The 15,953-nt window shown below is 62.5% G+C and carries 18 protein-coding genes; 10 read left to right on the forward strand and 8 right to left on the reverse strand.

Annotated elements, in window-relative coordinates; genetic code table 11:
* Positions 1 to 9: 9 nt before the first annotated feature.
* From greB to V3H56_RS08330, 3 genes are read right to left on the reverse strand one after another with little or no spacing between them, the layout of a single operon-like run.
* Positions 10 to 507, reverse strand: a complete 498-nt coding sequence (greB, locus tag V3H56_RS08320) for a transcription elongation factor GreB (protein WP_042728330.1) — start codon at positions 505 to 507, stop codon at positions 10 to 12.
* A gap of 34 nt (positions 508 to 541) precedes the next feature.
* Positions 542 to 3,046, reverse strand: coding sequence for an ABC transporter permease (locus V3H56_RS08325; RefSeq protein ID WP_047737535.1), 2,505 nt, complete (start codon positions 3,044 to 3,046; stop codon positions 542 to 544).
* Complete coding sequence (locus V3H56_RS08330; RefSeq protein WP_042728328.1) at positions 3,046 to 3,729, reverse strand: ABC transporter ATP-binding protein; 684 nt, start codon at positions 3,727 to 3,729, stop codon at positions 3,046 to 3,048. The genes V3H56_RS08325 and V3H56_RS08330 overlap by 1 nt, the downstream gene beginning before the upstream one ends.
* A gap of 10 nt (positions 3,730 to 3,739) precedes the next feature.
* Here V3H56_RS08330 and V3H56_RS08335 point away from each other — a divergent pair, with 10 nt between their 5' ends.
* From V3H56_RS08335 to V3H56_RS08345, 3 genes are all read left to right on the forward strand, one after another.
* Positions 3,740 to 4,345 carry an arylesterase gene (locus V3H56_RS08335; RefSeq protein WP_042728327.1) on the forward strand — a complete coding sequence of 202 codons (606 nt, stop codon included), beginning with the start codon at positions 3,740 to 3,742 and terminating at the stop codon, positions 4,343 to 4,345.
* 56 nt (positions 4,346 to 4,401) lie between these two features.
* Complete coding sequence (locus V3H56_RS08340) at positions 4,402 to 4,695, forward strand: hypothetical protein (RefSeq protein WP_042728326.1); 294 nt, start codon at positions 4,402 to 4,404, stop codon at positions 4,693 to 4,695.
* A gap of 134 nt (positions 4,696 to 4,829) precedes the next feature.
* Positions 4,830 to 5,801 carry a L,D-transpeptidase family protein gene (locus V3H56_RS08345; protein WP_042728325.1) on the forward strand — a complete coding sequence of 324 codons (972 nt, stop codon included), beginning with the start codon at positions 4,830 to 4,832 and terminating at the stop codon, positions 5,799 to 5,801.
* Between the two features lie 127 nt (positions 5,802 to 5,928).
* Here V3H56_RS08345 and oprI read toward each other — a convergent pair whose 3' ends face one another.
* On the reverse strand, positions 5,929 to 6,180 hold the full coding sequence (oprI, locus tag V3H56_RS08350) for an outer membrane lipoprotei OprI (protein WP_025113130.1): 252 nt from the start codon (positions 6,178 to 6,180) through the stop codon (positions 5,929 to 5,931).
* A gap of 635 nt (positions 6,181 to 6,815) precedes the next feature.
* Here oprI and V3H56_RS08355 point away from each other — a divergent pair.
* On the forward strand, positions 6,816 to 7,097 hold the full coding sequence (locus tag V3H56_RS08355) for a GNAT family N-acetyltransferase (protein WP_042728324.1): 282 nt from the start codon (positions 6,816 to 6,818) through the stop codon (positions 7,095 to 7,097).
* Between the two features lie 87 nt (positions 7,098 to 7,184).
* Here the strand turns inward: V3H56_RS08355 and V3H56_RS08360 are convergent, their stop codons facing one another.
* On the reverse strand, positions 7,185 to 8,261 hold the full coding sequence (locus V3H56_RS08360; RefSeq protein WP_047737531.1) for a 3-deoxy-7-phosphoheptulonate synthase: 1,077 nt from the start codon (positions 8,259 to 8,261) through the stop codon (positions 7,185 to 7,187).
* Between the two features lie 222 nt (positions 8,262 to 8,483).
* On the opposite strand from V3H56_RS08360, the gene V3H56_RS08365 reads away from it, so the two are divergent.
* The 4 genes from V3H56_RS08365 to cysB all read left to right on the forward strand — a co-directional run bounded on the left by V3H56_RS08365 (position 8,484) and on the right by cysB (position 12,044).
* Positions 8,484 to 9,437 carry a putative 2-dehydropantoate 2-reductase gene (locus V3H56_RS08365; protein WP_042728322.1) on the forward strand — a complete coding sequence of 318 codons (954 nt, stop codon included), beginning with the start codon at positions 8,484 to 8,486 and terminating at the stop codon, positions 9,435 to 9,437.
* 19 nt (positions 9,438 to 9,456) lie between these two features.
* Positions 9,457 to 10,362: a 5'-nucleotidase gene (locus V3H56_RS08370; protein ID WP_047739510.1), complete on the forward strand. Its 906-nt coding sequence runs from the start codon at positions 9,457 to 9,459 to the stop codon at positions 10,360 to 10,362.
* Positions 10,363 to 10,458: 96 nt separating this feature from the next.
* A complete protein-coding gene (locus tag V3H56_RS08375; protein WP_042728320.1) occupies positions 10,459 to 10,959 on the forward strand; it encodes a universal stress protein in 501 nt (166 codons plus the stop codon).
* A gap of 110 nt (positions 10,960 to 11,069) precedes the next feature.
* Complete coding sequence (gene cysB / locus V3H56_RS08380; RefSeq protein WP_003183769.1) at positions 11,070 to 12,044, forward strand: HTH-type transcriptional regulator CysB; 975 nt, start codon at positions 11,070 to 11,072, stop codon at positions 12,042 to 12,044.
* A gap of 9 nt (positions 12,045 to 12,053) precedes the next feature.
* Here the strand turns inward: cysB and V3H56_RS08385 are convergent, their stop codons facing one another.
* On the reverse strand, positions 12,054 to 12,536 hold the full coding sequence (locus V3H56_RS08385; RefSeq protein WP_053146601.1) for a GreA/GreB family elongation factor: 483 nt from the start codon (positions 12,534 to 12,536) through the stop codon (positions 12,054 to 12,056).
* A gap of 2 nt (positions 12,537 to 12,538) precedes the next feature.
* On the reverse strand, positions 12,539 to 12,925 hold the full coding sequence (locus V3H56_RS08390; RefSeq protein WP_042728318.1) for a hypothetical protein: 387 nt from the start codon (positions 12,923 to 12,925) through the stop codon (positions 12,539 to 12,541).
* Between the two features lie 121 nt (positions 12,926 to 13,046).
* On the opposite strand from V3H56_RS08390, the gene earP reads away from it, so the two are divergent.
* Together earP and V3H56_RS08400 are read left to right on the forward strand one after the other, a co-directional pair.
* Positions 13,047 to 14,180: an elongation factor P maturation arginine rhamnosyltransferase EarP gene (gene earP, locus V3H56_RS08395; protein ID WP_338474443.1), complete on the forward strand. Its 1,134-nt coding sequence runs from the start codon at positions 13,047 to 13,049 to the stop codon at positions 14,178 to 14,180.
* Between the two features lie 48 nt (positions 14,181 to 14,228).
* The gene (locus V3H56_RS08400; RefSeq protein ID WP_003226785.1) at positions 14,229 to 14,798 is read left to right on the forward strand and encodes an elongation factor P; all 570 of its coding nucleotides are present in this window, start codon (positions 14,229 to 14,231) and stop codon (positions 14,796 to 14,798) included.
* A 120-nt stretch (positions 14,799 to 14,918) separates the two neighbouring features.
* Here V3H56_RS08400 and V3H56_RS08405 read toward each other — a convergent pair whose 3' ends face one another.
* Positions 14,919 to 15,932: an alpha/beta hydrolase gene (locus V3H56_RS08405; protein WP_338474444.1), complete on the reverse strand. Its 1,014-nt coding sequence runs from the start codon at positions 15,930 to 15,932 to the stop codon at positions 14,919 to 14,921.
* Positions 15,933 to 15,953: the final 21 nt, after the last annotated feature.

A 15,953-nucleotide genomic window follows, 5' to 3' on the forward strand; every position in this document is an offset into this window, starting at 1 on the left:
GTCCGGCCCTTACGGATAGGTGATGTCGACGATATAGACCATTTTTTCGCCGGTCGGTGTCTGGACCTTGACTTCCGCATCCAGGGCCTTGCCAATCAGGGCCCGGGCCAGTGGCGAGTCGATGCTGATCAGGTTCTGTTTCAGATCCAGTTCGTCAGGGCCGACGATGCGATAGCGCGACGCCTTGCCTTCCTCGTCCTCGACGGTGACCCAGGCGCCGAAATACACCTTGTTGGGATCGCTGGGCTTTTCACTGACCACCTTCAGCGCTTCAAGGCGCTTGGTGAGAAAGCGCACGCGACTGTCGATTTCCCGCAGCATTTTCTTGCCGTAGGTGTACTCGGCATTTTCCGAGCGATCACCCTGGGCCGCCGCCTCGCTGACCGCCTGGGTCACCTGGGGGCGGCGCACATGCCACAGCTCATGGAACTCCGCGCGCATCCGCGCTTCACCTTCGGGGGTGATCAGCGCGGTGCCGGCGGTGCGGGGTGGGCGATAGCGGCTCATGGCAACTTCTTGTAATGGCGAAGCCGGAAGTCTATCAACCCTCGCGCAACACTGTCAGCGGGCTGGCATTGAGCGCTCGTCGGGTGCCGAACACCCCGGCGCCGCCGATCAACAAAGCGCCCACCAACGGCAACAACAGCAGCCACGGATGCGGATGCCATGGCAGGTCGAACGCGTAGCGGTAGAGCACCAGGCTCACCAGCTCCGAGCCCAGGGCCGCGAGCAAGCCGCTGACCGCGCCCAGCAGGCCGAATTCGATGCGTCGGGCCTTGACCAGCAATGGTCGTTCGGCACCCAGGGCCCGCAACAGCGCACCCTGGCGAATCCGCTCATCGAGGGTCGCCTGCAGGCCGGAGAACAGCACGGCCATGCCTGCCGCCAGGACGAACAGCAGCACATATTCCACGGCCAGGGTGACCTGGGCCAGGATGCTGCGCAGCTGTTCGAGCAGCGCCTCGACTTGCAGGATCGTCACCGCCGGGAAGGCCCGGGACAGGTCGACGATCTGCTGGTCGTGGCCCGCCGCCAGATAGAAGCTGGTGAGGTAGGTGGCCGGCAGGTCCTTCAGCGTTCCGGGCTGGAAGATCATGAAGAAGTTGGGCTGGAAGTTGTCCCAGTTGATTTCCCGCAGGCTGGTGACCTTCGCTTCGCGGTTGACGCCGCCCACGCTGAAGACCAGGCGATCACCGAGCTTTATCTTGAGGTTGTCGGCGACTTTGCCTTCCACCGAAACCCCCGGGATATCGTCTGGTGGTTGTTGCGGCCACCAGGTGCCGGCCGTGACGACGTTGCCCGCCGGCAGGTCCGCGGCCCAGGTCAGGCTCAAGTCGCGCTGCAGGGCCCGGTCACCGGCGGAGTCCTTGGTGACGAACTCGCTGGCCGGCTCGCCATTGATACTGATCAGACGCCCCGGCACCACGGGGTAGAGTGGCGCCGATTGTGCCGACAGCGCCACCAGCTTGTCGGTGAAGGCCTGCTTGTCGTCGGGCAGGATGTTCAGGGCGAAATAATTGGGCGCGTTCTTCGGCAACTGGTTTTGCCAGGTGTCCAGCAGCTCGCCGCGCAACAGCGCAATCAGCGCCATGGACAACAGGATCAAGCCAAATGCCAGGGCCTGGCCGGCCGCCGCCAGGGGATGGCGCAGCAGTTGGCCGAGGCCGAGCCGCCAGGGCAGGGCGGCGCGGGCCAGCAGGCGACGCAGGCTCTGGAGCAGCAATAGCAACAGCCCACCGAGTACCAGCGCCGCGACGACGCCGCCACCGAGCAGGGCGAACGTGAGGACCAGGTCCAGGCTCAGGCGCCACATGATCAGGCCCAGGGCGCCCAATGCGGCGCCATAGACCACCCAGGTGCTGGACGGGATCGGCAGCATGTCCCGGCGCAGCACGCGCAGCGGCGGCACCCGGCCCAGCGCGGCCAACGGTGGCAGGGCAAACCCCGCCAGGGCCACCAGGCCGGTGCCGATCCCGGCGATTGCCGGCAGCACGCCCCCTGGCGGAACCGCCGTGGGCAAGAGGTCATGCAGCAGCGCGAACAGGCCCAATTGGGCGATCCAGCCGAGTAGGGCGCCGCTGATGCTGGCCAGGAGGCCGAGCACTGCCAATTGCAGGCTGAACAGCACCATGGTTTCCCGGCGTGACAAACCCAGGCAGCGCAGCAGGGCGCTGGCATCGAAACGGCGGGTGGCAAAACGGTTGGCCGACAGCGCGACCGCGACGCCGGATAACAGCACCGCCACCAGGCTGGCCATGTTCAAGTAGCGCTCGGCCTTGCCCAGGGCTCCACCGATCTGCCGGTTGCCGTCGCGGGCATCCTGCAGGCGCTGGTTAGGCTCAAGGCCTGGCTTGACCAGGTCGCGATAGGTTTGCAGCGCCGGCGCCGGGCCGCGCCACAGGTCGCGATAGCTGACACGGCTGCCGGGTTGCACCACGCCGGTGGCGTCCAGGTCCTTGAGGTTGATCATGACCCGCGGCGTGAGGCTATAGAAATTCCCGGCGCGATCGGGTTCATAGGTCAGGACCCGGCTCAGGCGCAGGGTCTTGTTGCCGATGTCGATGCTGTCGCCGATCTTCAGGTCCAGGGCCGTCAGTAGCCGGGACTCGACCCAGGCTTCGCCCGGGCTCGGACGCCCGCCGGTTTCTTCCGGCGCGAACGGCGCGGCGGCGCTCTTCAGCTCGCCGCGCAATGGGTAGAGGTCATCGGCAGCCTTGACGCTGGATAACTGGATGCCATTGTCAGTGGCGACGACGCTGGAGAACTCCACCACCCGGGCATGTTCCAGGCCCAGTTCGGTGCCGCTGCGGATCTGTTCCGCGCGGGCCGGCGAGCTGCCTTCGAGCAGCAGGTCGGCGCCGAGGAACTCGGTGGCACGCAACATCATCGCGCCGTTGAGGCGGGCACCGAAGTAGCCGATGGCGGTACTCGCCGCCACCGCCACCAGCAGGGCGAAGAACAACACCCGCAACTCGCCGGCGCGGGCGTCGCGCAGCAATTGACGAACAGCAAGACTGAACAGGCGCAACAGCGGCAAGCGTGCCATCAAGGCTCCAGGGGCGCGACCATCTGGCCGGCTTCAAGTCGGATCAGGCGCCGGCAGCGATGGGCCAGGCGTTCATCGTGGGTGACCAGCACCAGGGTCGTGCCGCGTTCCTTGTTCAGTTCGAACAGCAGGTCGCTGATGCGCTCGCCGGTGTGGCTGTCGAGGTTGCCGGTCGGTTCGTCGGCAAACAGCACATCGGGTTCGGCGGCAAAGGCGCGGGCAATCGCCACGCGTTGCTGCTCGCCGCCGGAGAGCTGGCGGGGCGAGTGGGTCAGGCGCTGGCCCAGGCCGACCCGTTGCAGCAGTTCGGCGGCGCGTTCGCGGGCGTCCTTGCGCCCGTCCAGCTCCAGCGGCAGCATGACGTTTTCGAGGGCGTTGAGGCTGTCGAGCAACTGGAACGACTGGAAGACGAAGCCTACGTGCTCGGCGCGGATCCGCGCCCTCTGGTCTTCATCAAGGGCGCTCAGGGCCTGGCCGGCGAGCGTGACCTCGCCGCTGCTGGGCAGGTCGAGGCCGGCCAGCAGGCCCAGCAGGGTGGATTTGCCGGAGCCGGACGCGCCGACGATCGCCAGGCTGTCGCCTTTGTTCAGTTCCAGGCTGAGTTCGTGCAGGATGGTCAGTTCACCTTCCGCGCTGGAGACCACTTTGCTAAGGTCCGTCGCGGTGAGAATGCTTGAGCCCATGGAGAATCCGATGCGTGTGTGGTTTTTGAGTGCCGGCCTGGCCTTGATGTGCATGGTCCAGAACGCAGCGGCGGGTACAGTCCTGATCGTTGGCGATAGTATCAGCGCGGCTTTCGGCCTGGATACCCGGCAGGGCTGGGTGTCGTTGCTTGAACAACGGCTCAAGGCCGAGGGTTTTGACGACAAAGTGGTCAATGCGTCGATCAGTGGCGACACCAGCGCGGGAGGCCAGGCGCGGCTGCCGGCGCTGCTTGCAGCCCATAAACCGGACCTGGTGGTCCTGGAACTGGGAGGCAACGATGGCTTGCGCGGACAACCGCCAACACAATTGCAACAAAACCTTGCAGCGATGATCGACAGCGCCCGTGCCAGCGGTGCCAAGGTCCTGCTGCTGGGCATGCAACTGCCGCCCAACTATGGGCGGCGGTACACCGATGCGTTTGCCCAGGTCTACAGCACCCTGGCCGAGGAGAAGAAAGTCCCCCTCGTGCCGTTTTTCCTCAAGGACGTCGGCGGTGTTCCGGGGATGATGCAGGGCGACGGATTGCACCCGTCCGTCGCCGCCCAGGGCAAGTTGCTGGAAAATGTCTGGCCGACGCTGAAACCGCTGCTTTGACGCTTTTCTAGAGGCGGGCTTTCGGCTAATGTGGCGCCCCCGATTTGGAGCCCCCGATGCCGCGTCCCGCCTGGTCCTTGTTTGCCTACCAACTGATCGAGCCTGACGAGCAGTTGGACCTGTTCGCCTGCCAGGAAGTGCGGGTGCATCTGGTGACTCGGCAGCTGGAACTTGGCGGCTCCGCCGACCGTACGCTCTGCGGCAGCCTGCTGCCGGCCCAGCCGCGCTGGTCGAGTGTCGATCGGCGGATCTTCCAGGACCATCGCCTGTGTTCCTTGTGCCGGGCGATCCTCGAATCCCAGAAGCGCGGCACCTCGCCGATCTGGCCGGAGCTGCGGTTCGAGCTGTAATGCCTGCGGGAGTCTGTGCAGCCCTCGATCTGCTGCACATCGGACGCCTTGATGCCGCCCTCCCCGAAATAACAGGCTGCGGTGTACAATCGGCGCTTTCATACCCTCTGTTCGATCTGCGAAGGATTTCCCGGATGTTGCCGCGCTTGCCTGCCGTCGCCCGCTGCCTGTCTCTAGCCGCCCTGTGTATGGCCGGCCCCGTTGCAGCACTGGAGCTGCCTTTGCCACCGCCGGGTGAAGACATCATCGGCCAGGTGCAAGTCATCAAGGCCAAGTACGAAGACACCTTCGCCGACCTGGGCACCACCTATGACCTGGGCTACACCGAGATGGTCGCGGCCAACCCGGGCGTCGACCCCTGGTTGCCGGGCGCGGGCACCGAGATCGTGCTGCCGACCCGCTTCATCCTGCCGCCGGGGCCGCGCGAGGGGATCGTGATCAACCTGGCCGAGTACCGCCTCTACTACTTCCCCAAGGGCCGGAACGTGGTCTACACCTTCCCGCTGGGGATCGGCCGTGAAGGCTGGGGCTCGCCGATCGCCCACACCAGCATCATTGCCAAGACGCCTAACCCGACATGGACCCCGCCAGCCTCGATCAAGGCCGAGCACGCCGCCGATGGCGACCCGCTGCCGAATGTGGTGCCGGCCGGCCCGGATAACCCGCTGGGGCCTTTCAAGTTCACCCTGGGCACCCCGGGCTATTTGATCCATGGTTCGAACAAGAAATTCGGCATCGGCATGCGTACCAGCCACGGTTGCTTCCGGATGTTCAACAACAACGTCCTGGAAATGGCCGGCATGGTGCCGGTGGGCACGTCGGTGCGGATCATCAACGACCCCTACAAACTGGGCTTGAGCGGCGGCAAGGTTTACCTCGAAGCCCACACGCCGCTGGATGACAACGGCAACCCGTCGGTGGTGGACAAGCACACGGCGGTGATCAACGCGATGCTCAAGCGCGAAGACATCACCAGCAACCTGCGCATGAACTGGGATGTGGTGCGGGACGTGGTGGCGGCCGAAGATGGCCTGCCGGTGGAGATCGCCGTGCCGAGCACGTCGGCCCCGATGGTCTCGAGTGCACCGATCGACCTGCAGCAGTAATAACGCTCCAAGGCAACCCGCCGACCTCGCGAGAGGTCGGCGGGTTTTTTATTACCTTGAAAAAACACCGGGTAATAAAAAAGCCGACCCATGAATGGGTCGGCTCGATAACAATCCCGAAGGACTATTACTTGCGGCTAGCTTTGTCCAGCATGCGCAGAGCACGCTCGTTAGCTTCGTCAGCAGTCTGTTGTGCTTTTTGAGCAGCAGCCAGAGCTTCATCAGCTTTACGGTAAGCTTCGTCTGCACGAGCTTGGGCGCGAGCAGCTGCGTCTTCGGTAGCAGTCAGACGTGCTTCGGTTTCTTTCGATGCGCTGCTGCAACCGGTAGCCAGAACTGCGGCCAGGGCCAAAGCAGAGAATTTCAGAACGTTGTTCATCGTGTTCCCCTTCAAGGACTTTCTATTAGTGACTGTCTCCCCAGACTGGGGAGTTAGCCGGCGTACATACTACCCATTACTTGTAGTAAGTAAACTGACGTAACGCAAGAAGCAAAAAAATTGTAGGCGGTGATTCTTTTTCGAGCAACTTTTCTGTGCGCTGTTGAACAAGCACCAGCGCCAAGCCCCAGACTGGAGTGTCTAGATGAAGAAAAGTTCCGCGCCGGGATCAACTCCCCAAAGGCCCGCTAACGTCGTTGTTGATTGATTCGCCTAGACTTTTGTACATTTTTTGCGCAATGTCCCAGGCATCTTTATTGGGTCTTGGCGGTGACTTTAACTACCGGCGCTCGTCTCAAGACTCAACAACTGGCGATGTTCAGCTATTGCACCGCGACACCGACTTCAGCACGGCGATGGCGCCCGGTCGATAAAACCGACGAGGTTACCCCTTCGATGACAGGTGTGTCTTGAGCATTTGCGTCATTGGTGCCTACTATTCACGACGTGCTCGGGTTTGAGCGGATCGGTTTTGGCGCTCGGTGACCAGGAAGGCACGGGGTGGCGTAGATGTTCCTTCGCCGGAAAAACATCGGTAAGGTAGGGGTCAGCATTCAGACCCGCGAGGAGTAGTGATGAGCGAGGCGTTGTCCATCCACCATGACCAGGCTGGTCATCAATTCGAGACCACCGTGGACGGTCATCGTGCCTATCTGACCTATATGGACCTGGGCAAGCAGACCCTGGACATCTATCGCACCTTCGTGCCCAACGCCCTGCGCGGCCGGGGCATTGCGGCGGCGCTGACCGAAAAGGCGCTGCAGTACGCCGAAGAGATGGGCTACACGGTGATCCCGTCCTGCTCCTACGTGGAGCGCTACATGGAGCGTCACCAGCGGCACGCTGCGAAGCTTTGACCGAAGACGGATTCCCCAATGAAAAATGCCGGGCTTTTCAGCCCGGCATTTTTTTGCCTCGATCTTCCTGATAGGGAAGACGCTCGATCAGCCGCGCTGACGCTTGGGCAGCACGTCCTTGAGTTTGGCGTGCATGCTGCGCAGGGTGTTTTCGGTCGCGCTCCAGTCGATGCAGGCATCGGTGATGGAGACGCCGTACTGCAAGTCGGCGAGGTCTTTCGGGATCGCCTGGCAACCCCAGTTCAGATGGCTTTCGACCATCAGGCCGATGATCGACTGGTTGCCTTCCAGGATCTGGTTGGCCACGTTCTCCATCACCAACGGTTGCAAGGCGGGGTCCTTGTTGGAGTTGGCGTGGCTGCAGTCGACCATGATGTTCGGCTTGATCTTCGCCTTGTTCAGCGCCTGTTCACACAGCGCGACACTGACCGAGTCGTAGTTCGGCTTGCCGTTACCACCGCGCAGCACGACGTGACCGTAGGCGTTGCCCTTGGTGGTGACGATCGACACGCCGCCTTCCTGGTTGATGCCCAGGAAGCGGTGAGGGCTGGAAACCGATTGCAAGGCGTTGATGGCCACGGTGAGGCCACCGTCGGTGCCGTTCTTGAAGCCCACCGCCGAGGACAGGCCGGACGCCATCTCGCGGTGAGTCTGGGATTCGGTGGTGCGCGCACCGATGGCCGACCAGCTGATCAGGTCCTGCAGGTATTGCGGCGAGATCGGGTCCAGCGCTTCGGTGGCGGTGGGCAGACCCATTTCAGCCAGGTCCAGCAACAATTGACGACCGATGTGCAGGCCGTCCTGGATCTTGAACGAGTCGTCCAGGTACGGGTCGTTGATCAGGCCTTTCCAGCCGACGGTGGTACGCGGCTTCTCGAAATACACCCGCATCACCAGGTACAGGGTGTCGGACACTTCCGCCGCCAGGACCTTCAGGCGCTCGGCGTATTCGTGGGCGGCCTTGATGTCATGGATCGAGCAGGGCCCGATGACCACGAACAGGCGATGGTCGCTGCCGTCGAGGATATTGCGGATGACTTCCCGGCCCTTGGTCACGGTGCGCAGGGCAGCGTCGCTCAGGGGGATATCGCGCTTGAGCTGGTCAGGCGTGATGAGGGTCTCGTTGGAGGCGACGTTAAGGTCATTGATCGGTAAATCAGCCATCGTGTTACTCGTCAGGTCACGGGTGCCGGCCGCCAGCGATCCCCGCGCGGCGGTGCACAGCGGATTTAAGCGCGTCGGGGAGCCGAACCTTATCGCGTTACGAGGGGGCTCGACAATGGGCAGGGGCCGGTTTGAAGGGGATTTATCCCCGGTGGGATAAGTCCCCGAGTCCCGGGGGGCTGTGCAATGATGTGCAGGGCCGTTTACCAGAGGAGCGCAAAGATGCAGGCAGGTGTTAAACCGCGGATCGGCATGATCGGCACCGGGGCCATTGGCGGGTTCTATGGCGTGATGCTGGCGCGTGCCGGTTTTGACGTGCACTTCTTGTTACGCAGTGAGTTCAATGCGGTGGCCGAAGGCGGGTTGCAGGTCGACAGTGCGGTTCATGGTGCACTGGCCCTCAACCCGGTCCAGGCCTACCGCTCGGCGGCCGAGATGCCGCCCTGCGACTGGTTGCTGGTGGGCGCCAAAACCACCAGCAACGCCGAGTTGGCCCCGGTCATCCGCCAGGCGGCTGCGCCCGGGGCAAAGGTCCTGCTATTGCAGAACGGCCTGGATGTCGAGGAGGCGCTGCGCCCCTTGCTGCCCGACTCGCTGCACCTGTTGGGCGGGCTCTGCCTGATCTGTGTTCATCGGGCCGGTCCCGGTGTCATCACCCACCAGGCGCTGGGCGCGGTCAACATCGGTTACCACAGCGGCCCGTGCGGCGATCAGGCTGAACGCATGCTGATTGTCGAAGAGGCTGCGACGCTGTTTCGCCATGCCGGCATCGATGCCCAGGCCATGGCCGACCTGCAACAGGCCCGTTGGCAGAAATTGGTGTGGAACGTGCCCTACAACGGTCTCTCGGTGTTGCTGGGGGCCAGCACCACGCCGTTGATGGCCGATGCCGCCAGTCGCGAGCTGATCCAGGCATTGATGCGCGAAGTGGTGCAGGGGGCCCAGGCCTGCGGTCATCACATCGCACCGGGCTACGCCGACTACCTGTTCGCGATGACCGAGAAGATGCCCGACTACTGGCCGAGCATGCACCACGATCATCTGCACAAACGCGCGCTGGAACTGGAGGCAATCTACGCCCGGCCGTTGGCGGCGGCGAAAGCGGCGGGGTGTGCGCTGCCGAAAATCGAAGCCTTGTACCAGGCGTTGGCGTTCATGGATCGGCATAACCGCTGAGCGCGGATGGGGGGGCGACATGGCAAACAATATTGACGACAAGCTGGTGCTGGCGATTTCATCGCGGGCGTTGTTCGACCTCAGCGAAAGCCACAAGGTGTACCTGTCCAGTGGCGTCGAGGCCTACCGGCAATACCAGATCGAGCACGAAGATGAAGTCCTGGCGCGGGGAGACGCGTTCGCCCTGGTGGAGAAACTGCTGAGCCTCAATGCGCACCTGGGGCGTGCCCGGGTCGAAGTGGTGCTGGTCTCGCGCAACAGTGCCGATACCGGCCTTCGGGTGTTCAACTCGATTGGTCACTATGGCCTGGCGATCTCGCGTGCCGCGTTCGTCGGCGGCCGCAGTCCTTATCCCTACCTGAAGGCGTTCGGCTGCGACCTGTTCTTGTCCACCCATGCCGAAGACGTGCGCAGTGCCCTTGATGCCGGGTTCGCCGCGGCGACCATTCTCTCCGGCGGTGCCAGCCGCGCCGCCAGCGAGGAATTGCGCATCGCGTTCGACGGCGACGCGGTGCTGTTTTCCGATGAGTCGGAGCGCGTCTATCAGGCCGGTGGCCTCGAAGCGTTCCAGGCCAGCGAACGGCAGGCGGCCCGCGAGCCATTGCGAGGCGGACCGTTCAAGGGCTTCCTGGCCGCGCTCAATGCCCTGCAACGCGAGTTTCCCGAGGACGCTTGCCCGATTCGCACGGCGCTGGTGACGGCCCGTTCGGCACCGGCTCACGAGCGGGTCATCCGTACCTTGCGTGAATGGGATATTCGCCTGGACGAGTCGCTGTTCCTTGGCGGCCTGACCAAGTCGGCATTCCTTGAAGCCTTCGCCGCCGACGTGTTTTTCGACGACCAGACCGGCCACTGCGAACTGGCCCGCGAGGTGGTCGCCACGGGGCATGTCCCCCACGGCATCAGTAACGAGGTGAAGCCCTGACGACCGGTTGTTCAGGACGCTAAGCCGCACGTCGTGCTGGCGAAGGCGCTGCTAAGCTCAATCCATCTCCGCCATTCTGGCACGCGAGGAGGTCACATGATTCGTTCGATGCTGTACGCCACAGACCTGGGGCTCTACGCCCCTTATGTGATGCAGCATGCCTTGGCGTTGGCACGGACGTTTAAAGCCGAGTTGTATGTGGTGCATGCGGTAGAGCCGATGGGGTTGTTCGCCGAATCGGTGTTGCAAAGCTATCTCGACGAGCAGGCGCTGAACGAATTTCATCGCCAAGGTCTGAATACGGTGATGGCCAACATTGAGCAACGGGTGCTCGACAGTTTTCGCGAGGAGTTGGGCGAAGGGCAGCAGGACTTGCAACTGATCAAGTCGGTCAGGGTTTTCCAGGGTGATCCTTCCCAGGTCATTCTCGAGCAGGCTGCGAAGCTCTCCGTCGATTTGCTGATCGTCGGCAGTCATTGCCAGGGGGCCAATGGAGAAAGCCCCTTGGGCAGGACCGCTGCCCGGGTATTGCAGTTGTCCCGGGTGCCGGTCTACCTCGTGCCGCTGGTGCAGCGCCGACGCCAGGGAGAGGCTTGAGGCTAAATGGTGGCCTTTTATAAAAAGTTCTAGATTTATTGCCAAGACCTTCCATATAGTTATATACCGTCGCTGATGCCCGTGGCGTCCAACTGCTTTGAGGGATACATATGAAGCTTCAACAACTGCGCTACATCTGGGAAGTGGCGCACCACGACCTCAACGTTTCCGCTACTGCCCAGAGCCTGTACACGTCACAACCCGGCATCAGCAAACAGATCCGCCTGTTGGAAGACGAACTGGGCGTCGAAGTCTTCGCCCGCAGCGGCAAGCACCTGACCCGCGTGACCCCGGCCGGTGAGCGCATCATCACCACGGCCGGCGAGATCCTGCGCAAGGTCGAAAGCATCAAGCAGATCGCCCAGGAGTTCTCCAACGAGAAAAAAGGCACCCTGTCGATCGCCACCACCCACACCCAGGCCCGTTATGCACTGCCGCCGGTGATCAGCAACTTCATCAAGCAATACCCGGACGTGGCGCTGCACATGCACCAGGGCTCGCCGATGCAGATCGCCGAAATGGCCGCCGACGGCACCGTGGATTTCGCCATCGCCACCGAGGCCCTGGAACTGTTCGGCGACCTGGTGATGATGCCGTGCTACCGCTGGAACCGCTGTGTGGTCGTGCCCCAGGGCCATCCCCTGACCAAGTTGCCGAAGCTGACCCTCGAAGCCCTGGCCGAGTACCCGATCGTGACCTACGTCTTCGGTTTCACCGGTCGTTCGAAGCTCGACGAAGCCTTCAGCCATCGCGGCCTGACCCCCAAGGTAGTGTTCACCGCCGCCGATGCCGACGTGATCAAGACCTACGTGCGCCTCGGCCTGGGCGTGGGCATCGTGGCCAAGATGGCGGTCGACACCAAGCTCGACAATGACCTGGTGGTGCTGGATGCCAGCGAGTTGTTCGAGTCCAGCGTGACCAAGATCGGTTTCCGTCGCGGTACTTTCCTGCGTGGCTTCATGTGCGATTTCATCGAGAAGTTCGCACCGCACCTGACCCGTGAAGTCATGGCCAAGGCCATCCAGTGCCACAACAAGCAGGAACTCGAAGAGCTGTTCGACGGCGTCGAACTGCCCGTGCATTAAGCCAGGTTTCTAGATCGCCTCGGTGACAGCGAACTGTTGCCGGGCGCCCGCCACGACAATCTCCACTTCATCCCCTTCGAACTTGCCCAGAAGGCCCCGGCCCAGCGGCGAGCGAGGGGTGATGACCGTGATCGGCTGGCCCACCAGCGAGACCTTCAACCCTGCCGCGTCCGGCCCCAGGAACAGCCACTGCTGGCGGCCGTCTTCATCTTCCAGCCCGATCAACGTACCGACCTCGATCCCGCGCTGCTCGCTGTAGGGCCTGGGCGAAAGGTTCTGGCAAAGGGTGAGGGCCTGGCGGATTTCCTCCACGCGCCTGGCCTGGCCGGCGGCGAGGTAGGCGGCCTCAAGGCCGAGGGTGTCGTATTTGTTCTCGGCGATGTTTTCTTCGTGGGTCGCGGTTTCATACGCGGTCAGGGCCGCGCGTTCGGCGATGTCGAGATCGATCCTGAGCTTGTCCAGGATCAGTTGGTGGACGGTCTGTTTGTTCATGCTCATTCGCAGAATTGCAGCACGTTGGCGCGGCTTTTTTCGCTGGGTGCGTTCTGGTCCTGTTGCAACCAGAACTGGCACTTGGGGTTGGACAGGTTGCGGGGGTTGTTGCGGACCTGGTCCAGCGCTTGCCGCTGCTCGTTGCGTTGCAGGTTCTGCTGGTATTGCTCGAACATTGGCGTGGGCGGTGGCGGGGCCGGTTGCGCCGCCGGTGGTTGTGCCAGTTGATGCACGGCTGCGGCGACCGGCGCCAGGGTTTCACCCAGGAACAATCGCGACATGAGCCAGCCCGTCAGGACAATGGCAAGGAACCCCAGCCACAGGCCAAGGGCAATACTGACGGTCAGTTTCAAGGCTGAAAGACGTGGGGCGGGCGGGTAATCAGACATGGCTGCTTCCTGGCAGGGGCATGGGCAGGGAGTGATTGTCGCATGAAGATTAATCGCCGTCGGCTCTTCTGCATGCCTGGTTTATTCGGGACAATCAGGCCTTTGCCACAGGGAGTCGGGAATGACCGTGCGCTGGGATATTTTTTGCACCGTCGTCGATAACTTTGGCGACATTGGCGTCACGTGGCGCCTGGCTCGGCAACTGGTGGCCGAGCATCGATGCGTGGTGCGGCTGTGGGTCGACGACCTGCGGGCGTTCGAGCGGCTGTGCCCGGAGGTCGACACCACGTTGTCCGAGCAATGGCAGCAGGGTGTGGAGGTGCGCCACTGGCCGCAGCAATGGCCGACCACCGAAGCCGCCGACGTGGTGATTGCCGCGTTCGCTTGCCAACTGCCAAGTGCCTACATGGACGCAATGGCCGAGCGCCCGACACCGCCGTTGTGGATGAACCTCGACTACCTGAGTGCCGAAGACTGGGTAATCGGTTGCCACGGCTTGCCGTCGGTCAAGTACCACCACGTGCAGAAGTATTTCTTTTTCCCGGGCTTTGCGCAGGGCACCGGAGGCTTGCTGCGCGAAGCGGGCCTGCTGGAGCGCCGTCGGCAATTTCAGCTGGATGCCCAGGCGCAGACGCTTTTCCTACAGGGGCTGGGTGTCGATCGGTCGCCCGATGCGTGCCTGATCTCGCTGTTTGCCTATGAAAACACCGGGCTCGCCAGTTGGTTCGACGCCATGGCCGCCGATACCCAGGCGTTTCACGTGCTGGTGCCCGAAGGGCGGGTGCTGGGGGATGTCCAGCGCTGGCTCGGGGTCGATGGCCTGGCCGTGGGTGCGGTGCATCGACGCGGCGCCCTGACGGTGCAGGTGCTGCCGTTCATCCGCCAGGACGAATACGATCAACTGCTGTGGTGCTGCGATTTCAATGCGGTGCGTGGCGAAGACTCCTTCGTCCGTGCCCAATGGGCCGGCCGGCCACTGCTCTGGCATATCTACCAGCAGGAAGAAGACGTTCACCTGGAAAAACTCGAGGCGTTCCTCAGGCTGTACACCCAGGGTCTTTCGGAGGCGGCGCAAAATGCGATCAGCGGTCTTTGGCGGGCCTGGAATGCCGGCCAGGACATGGCCGAACACTGGCGATCGACCCGCCAACAGCAGCAGGAACTGGCCGAACATGCCCAGGCGTGGTGTCTGGAACAGGCCTCGCGACCCGATCTTGCCGCGGCGCTGGTGAAGTTTTATGGAAATTGGATATGATACGCGGCCTAGATTTTTGTAAATCCCATCCAAATTCGGATATTCGCAATGAAAACTGGTAAAGAACTCAAACCCGGTACCGTGATTCGTATCGACAACGATCCTTGGCTGGTTCAGAAAGCTGAATTCACCAAGTCGGGTCGTAACAGCGCGATCATGAAGACCAAGCTGAAGAACCTGCTGACCGGTTACAAGACCGAAACCGTTTACGGTGCGGACGACAAACTGGACGACGTGATCCTCGACCGCAAGGAAGCGACCCTGTCCTTCATCAGCGGCGACACCTACACGTTCATGGACACCACTGACTACACCATGTACGAGCTGAACGCCGAAGACATCGAAAGCGTTCTGCCATTCGTGGAAGAAGGCATGACCGACGTCTGCGAAGCCGTGTTCTTCGAAGAGCGCCTGGTGTCCGTAGAGCTGCCGACCACCATCGTGCGTCAGGTTGACTACACCGAAGGTTCCGCTCGCGGCGACACTTCCGGCAAGGTCATGAAGCCTGCCAAACTGAAGAACGGTACCGAACTGTCGGTGGCCGACTTCATCGAAATCGGTGACATGATCGAGATCGATACCCGCGAAGGCGGTTCCTACAAAGGCCGCGCTAAATAAGCGAAGCCTTTGCATGAAAAAGCCCGACCATCGAGTCGGGCTTTTTTATTTCAGGACTAGGCACCCAATCGCCTGTGGCGAGGGAGCTTGCTCCCTCGCCACAAAAGTTTCGGCGTGCAATCACTTCAAGTGCTGCTTGAGCTCTTGCGACACTTGCAACATCGCCGAGCGCACCGCTGGCACTTGGCTAACCACGTTGAGCAAACCGTAGTCGTGGATCATGCCGTTGTAGCGCACGGCCGTGACCGGCACTCCGGCGGCGTCCAGTTTGCGCGCATAGGCTTCACCTTCATCACGCAAGACATCGGCCTCGGCGGTCTGGACCAGCGCTGGCGGCAGGCCCTTGAGCTGCGCGGTACTGGCCCGCAACGGCGAGGCATAGATCTCGCTGCGTTGCCCGGCGTCGGTGGTGTAGTTGTCCCAGAACCATTTCATCATGTTCTTGCTGAGGAAATGCCCTTCGGCGAACTGGTTGTAGGACGCGGTCTCGAAGCTGGCGTCGGTCACTGGCCACAACAGCGCCTGGAAGCGGATCGCCGGGGTGCCCTTGTCCTTGGCCATCAGGGCCACGACGGCCGCCATGTTGCCACCCACGCTGTTGCCGACCACCGCCAGGCGCTTGCCGTCGACATTGATCTGCTTGCCGTGTTCGGCCACCCATTTCGTCGCGGCGTAGGCCTGGTTGATCGCCACCGGGTAATGCGCCTCGGGTGAAGGCGTGTAGTTGACGAACACCGCGACAGCACCCGAACCCGCCACCAGGTCCCGAACCAGTCGCTCGTGGGTCGGGAAATCGCCCAGCACCCAGCCGCCGCCGTGGAAGAACATGAACACGGGCAACTCACCCTTGACCCCGGCCGGACGGACGATGGTCATGCTGATCGACTGGCCATCGGCCTGGATGGTCTTCTCACTGACATCGGCCTTGGGCAAGGTCAGCTTGACCCCGGCCTGGGCGCCCACCAGCACGGCGCGAGCGTCCTTGGGCGACAGTTGTTCCAGTGGCTTGCCGGTGCCGGCGTTCAGCGCATCGAGAAATGCCTGGGTGTTGTGTTCCACGATGCCGTTGGCGAAAGCGCTGCTGACGCTGAGGGCGAGGAGGGTACCGGTCAAGGCTTTGCTGAGCGTGTTCATGTGAGCGTCCTTAGGTTCGAA

Source organism: Pseudomonas sp. MS646 (genome assembly GCF_036693845.1).
Classification (GTDB): Bacteria; Pseudomonadota; Gammaproteobacteria; order Pseudomonadales; family Pseudomonadaceae; genus Aquipseudomonas; species Aquipseudomonas chlororaphis_E.

What these genes read in the sequence shown, in the direction of transcription:
- V3H56_RS08330 (WP_042728328.1), bottom strand. Translation starts at nt 3,729, where the DNA reads ATGGGCTCAAGCATTCTCACCGCGACGGACCTTAGCAAAGTGGTCTCC.
- V3H56_RS08355 (WP_042728324.1), top strand. Translation starts at nt 6,816, where the DNA reads ATGAGCGAGGCGTTGTCCATCCACCATGACCAGGCTGGTCATCAATTC.
- V3H56_RS08370 (WP_047739510.1), top strand. Translation starts at nt 9,457, where the DNA reads ATGGCAAACAATATTGACGACAAGCTGGTGCTGGCGATTTCATCGCGG.
- V3H56_RS08405 (WP_338474444.1), bottom strand. Translation starts at nt 15,932, where the DNA reads ATGAACACGCTCAGCAAAGCCTTGACCGGTACCCTCCTCGCCCTCAGC.
- V3H56_RS08390 (WP_042728318.1), bottom strand. Translation starts at nt 12,925, where the DNA reads ATGTCTGATTACCCGCCCGCCCCACGTCTTTCAGCCTTGAAACTGACC.
- V3H56_RS08360 (WP_047737531.1), bottom strand. Translation starts at nt 8,261, where the DNA reads ATGGCTGATTTACCGATCAATGACCTTAACGTCGCCTCCAACGAGACC.
- cysB (WP_003183769.1), top strand. Translation starts at nt 11,070, where the DNA reads ATGAAGCTTCAACAACTGCGCTACATCTGGGAAGTGGCGCACCACGAC.
- V3H56_RS08335 (WP_042728327.1), top strand. Translation starts at nt 3,740, where the DNA reads ATGCGTGTGTGGTTTTTGAGTGCCGGCCTGGCCTTGATGTGCATGGTC.
- V3H56_RS08365 (WP_042728322.1), top strand. Translation starts at nt 8,484, where the DNA reads ATGCAGGCAGGTGTTAAACCGCGGATCGGCATGATCGGCACCGGGGCC.
- oprI (WP_025113130.1), bottom strand. Translation starts at nt 6,180, where the DNA reads ATGAACAACGTTCTGAAATTCTCTGCTTTGGCCCTGGCCGCAGTTCTG.
- V3H56_RS08345 (WP_042728325.1), top strand. Translation starts at nt 4,830, where the DNA reads ATGTTGCCGCGCTTGCCTGCCGTCGCCCGCTGCCTGTCTCTAGCCGCC.
- earP (WP_338474443.1), top strand. Translation starts at nt 13,047, where the DNA reads ATGACCGTGCGCTGGGATATTTTTTGCACCGTCGTCGATAACTTTGGC.
- greB (WP_042728330.1), bottom strand. Translation starts at nt 507, where the DNA reads ATGAGCCGCTATCGCCCACCCCGCACCGCCGGCACCGCGCTGATCACC.
- V3H56_RS08325 (WP_047737535.1), bottom strand. Translation starts at nt 3,046, where the DNA reads ATGGCACGCTTGCCGCTGTTGCGCCTGTTCAGTCTTGCTGTTCGTCAA.
- V3H56_RS08385 (WP_053146601.1), bottom strand. Translation starts at nt 12,536, where the DNA reads ATGAACAAACAGACCGTCCACCAACTGATCCTGGACAAGCTCAGGATC.
- V3H56_RS08400 (WP_003226785.1), top strand. Translation starts at nt 14,229, where the DNA reads ATGAAAACTGGTAAAGAACTCAAACCCGGTACCGTGATTCGTATCGAC.
- V3H56_RS08340 (WP_042728326.1), top strand. Translation starts at nt 4,402, where the DNA reads ATGCCGCGTCCCGCCTGGTCCTTGTTTGCCTACCAACTGATCGAGCCT.
- V3H56_RS08375 (WP_042728320.1), top strand. Translation starts at nt 10,459, where the DNA reads ATGATTCGTTCGATGCTGTACGCCACAGACCTGGGGCTCTACGCCCCT.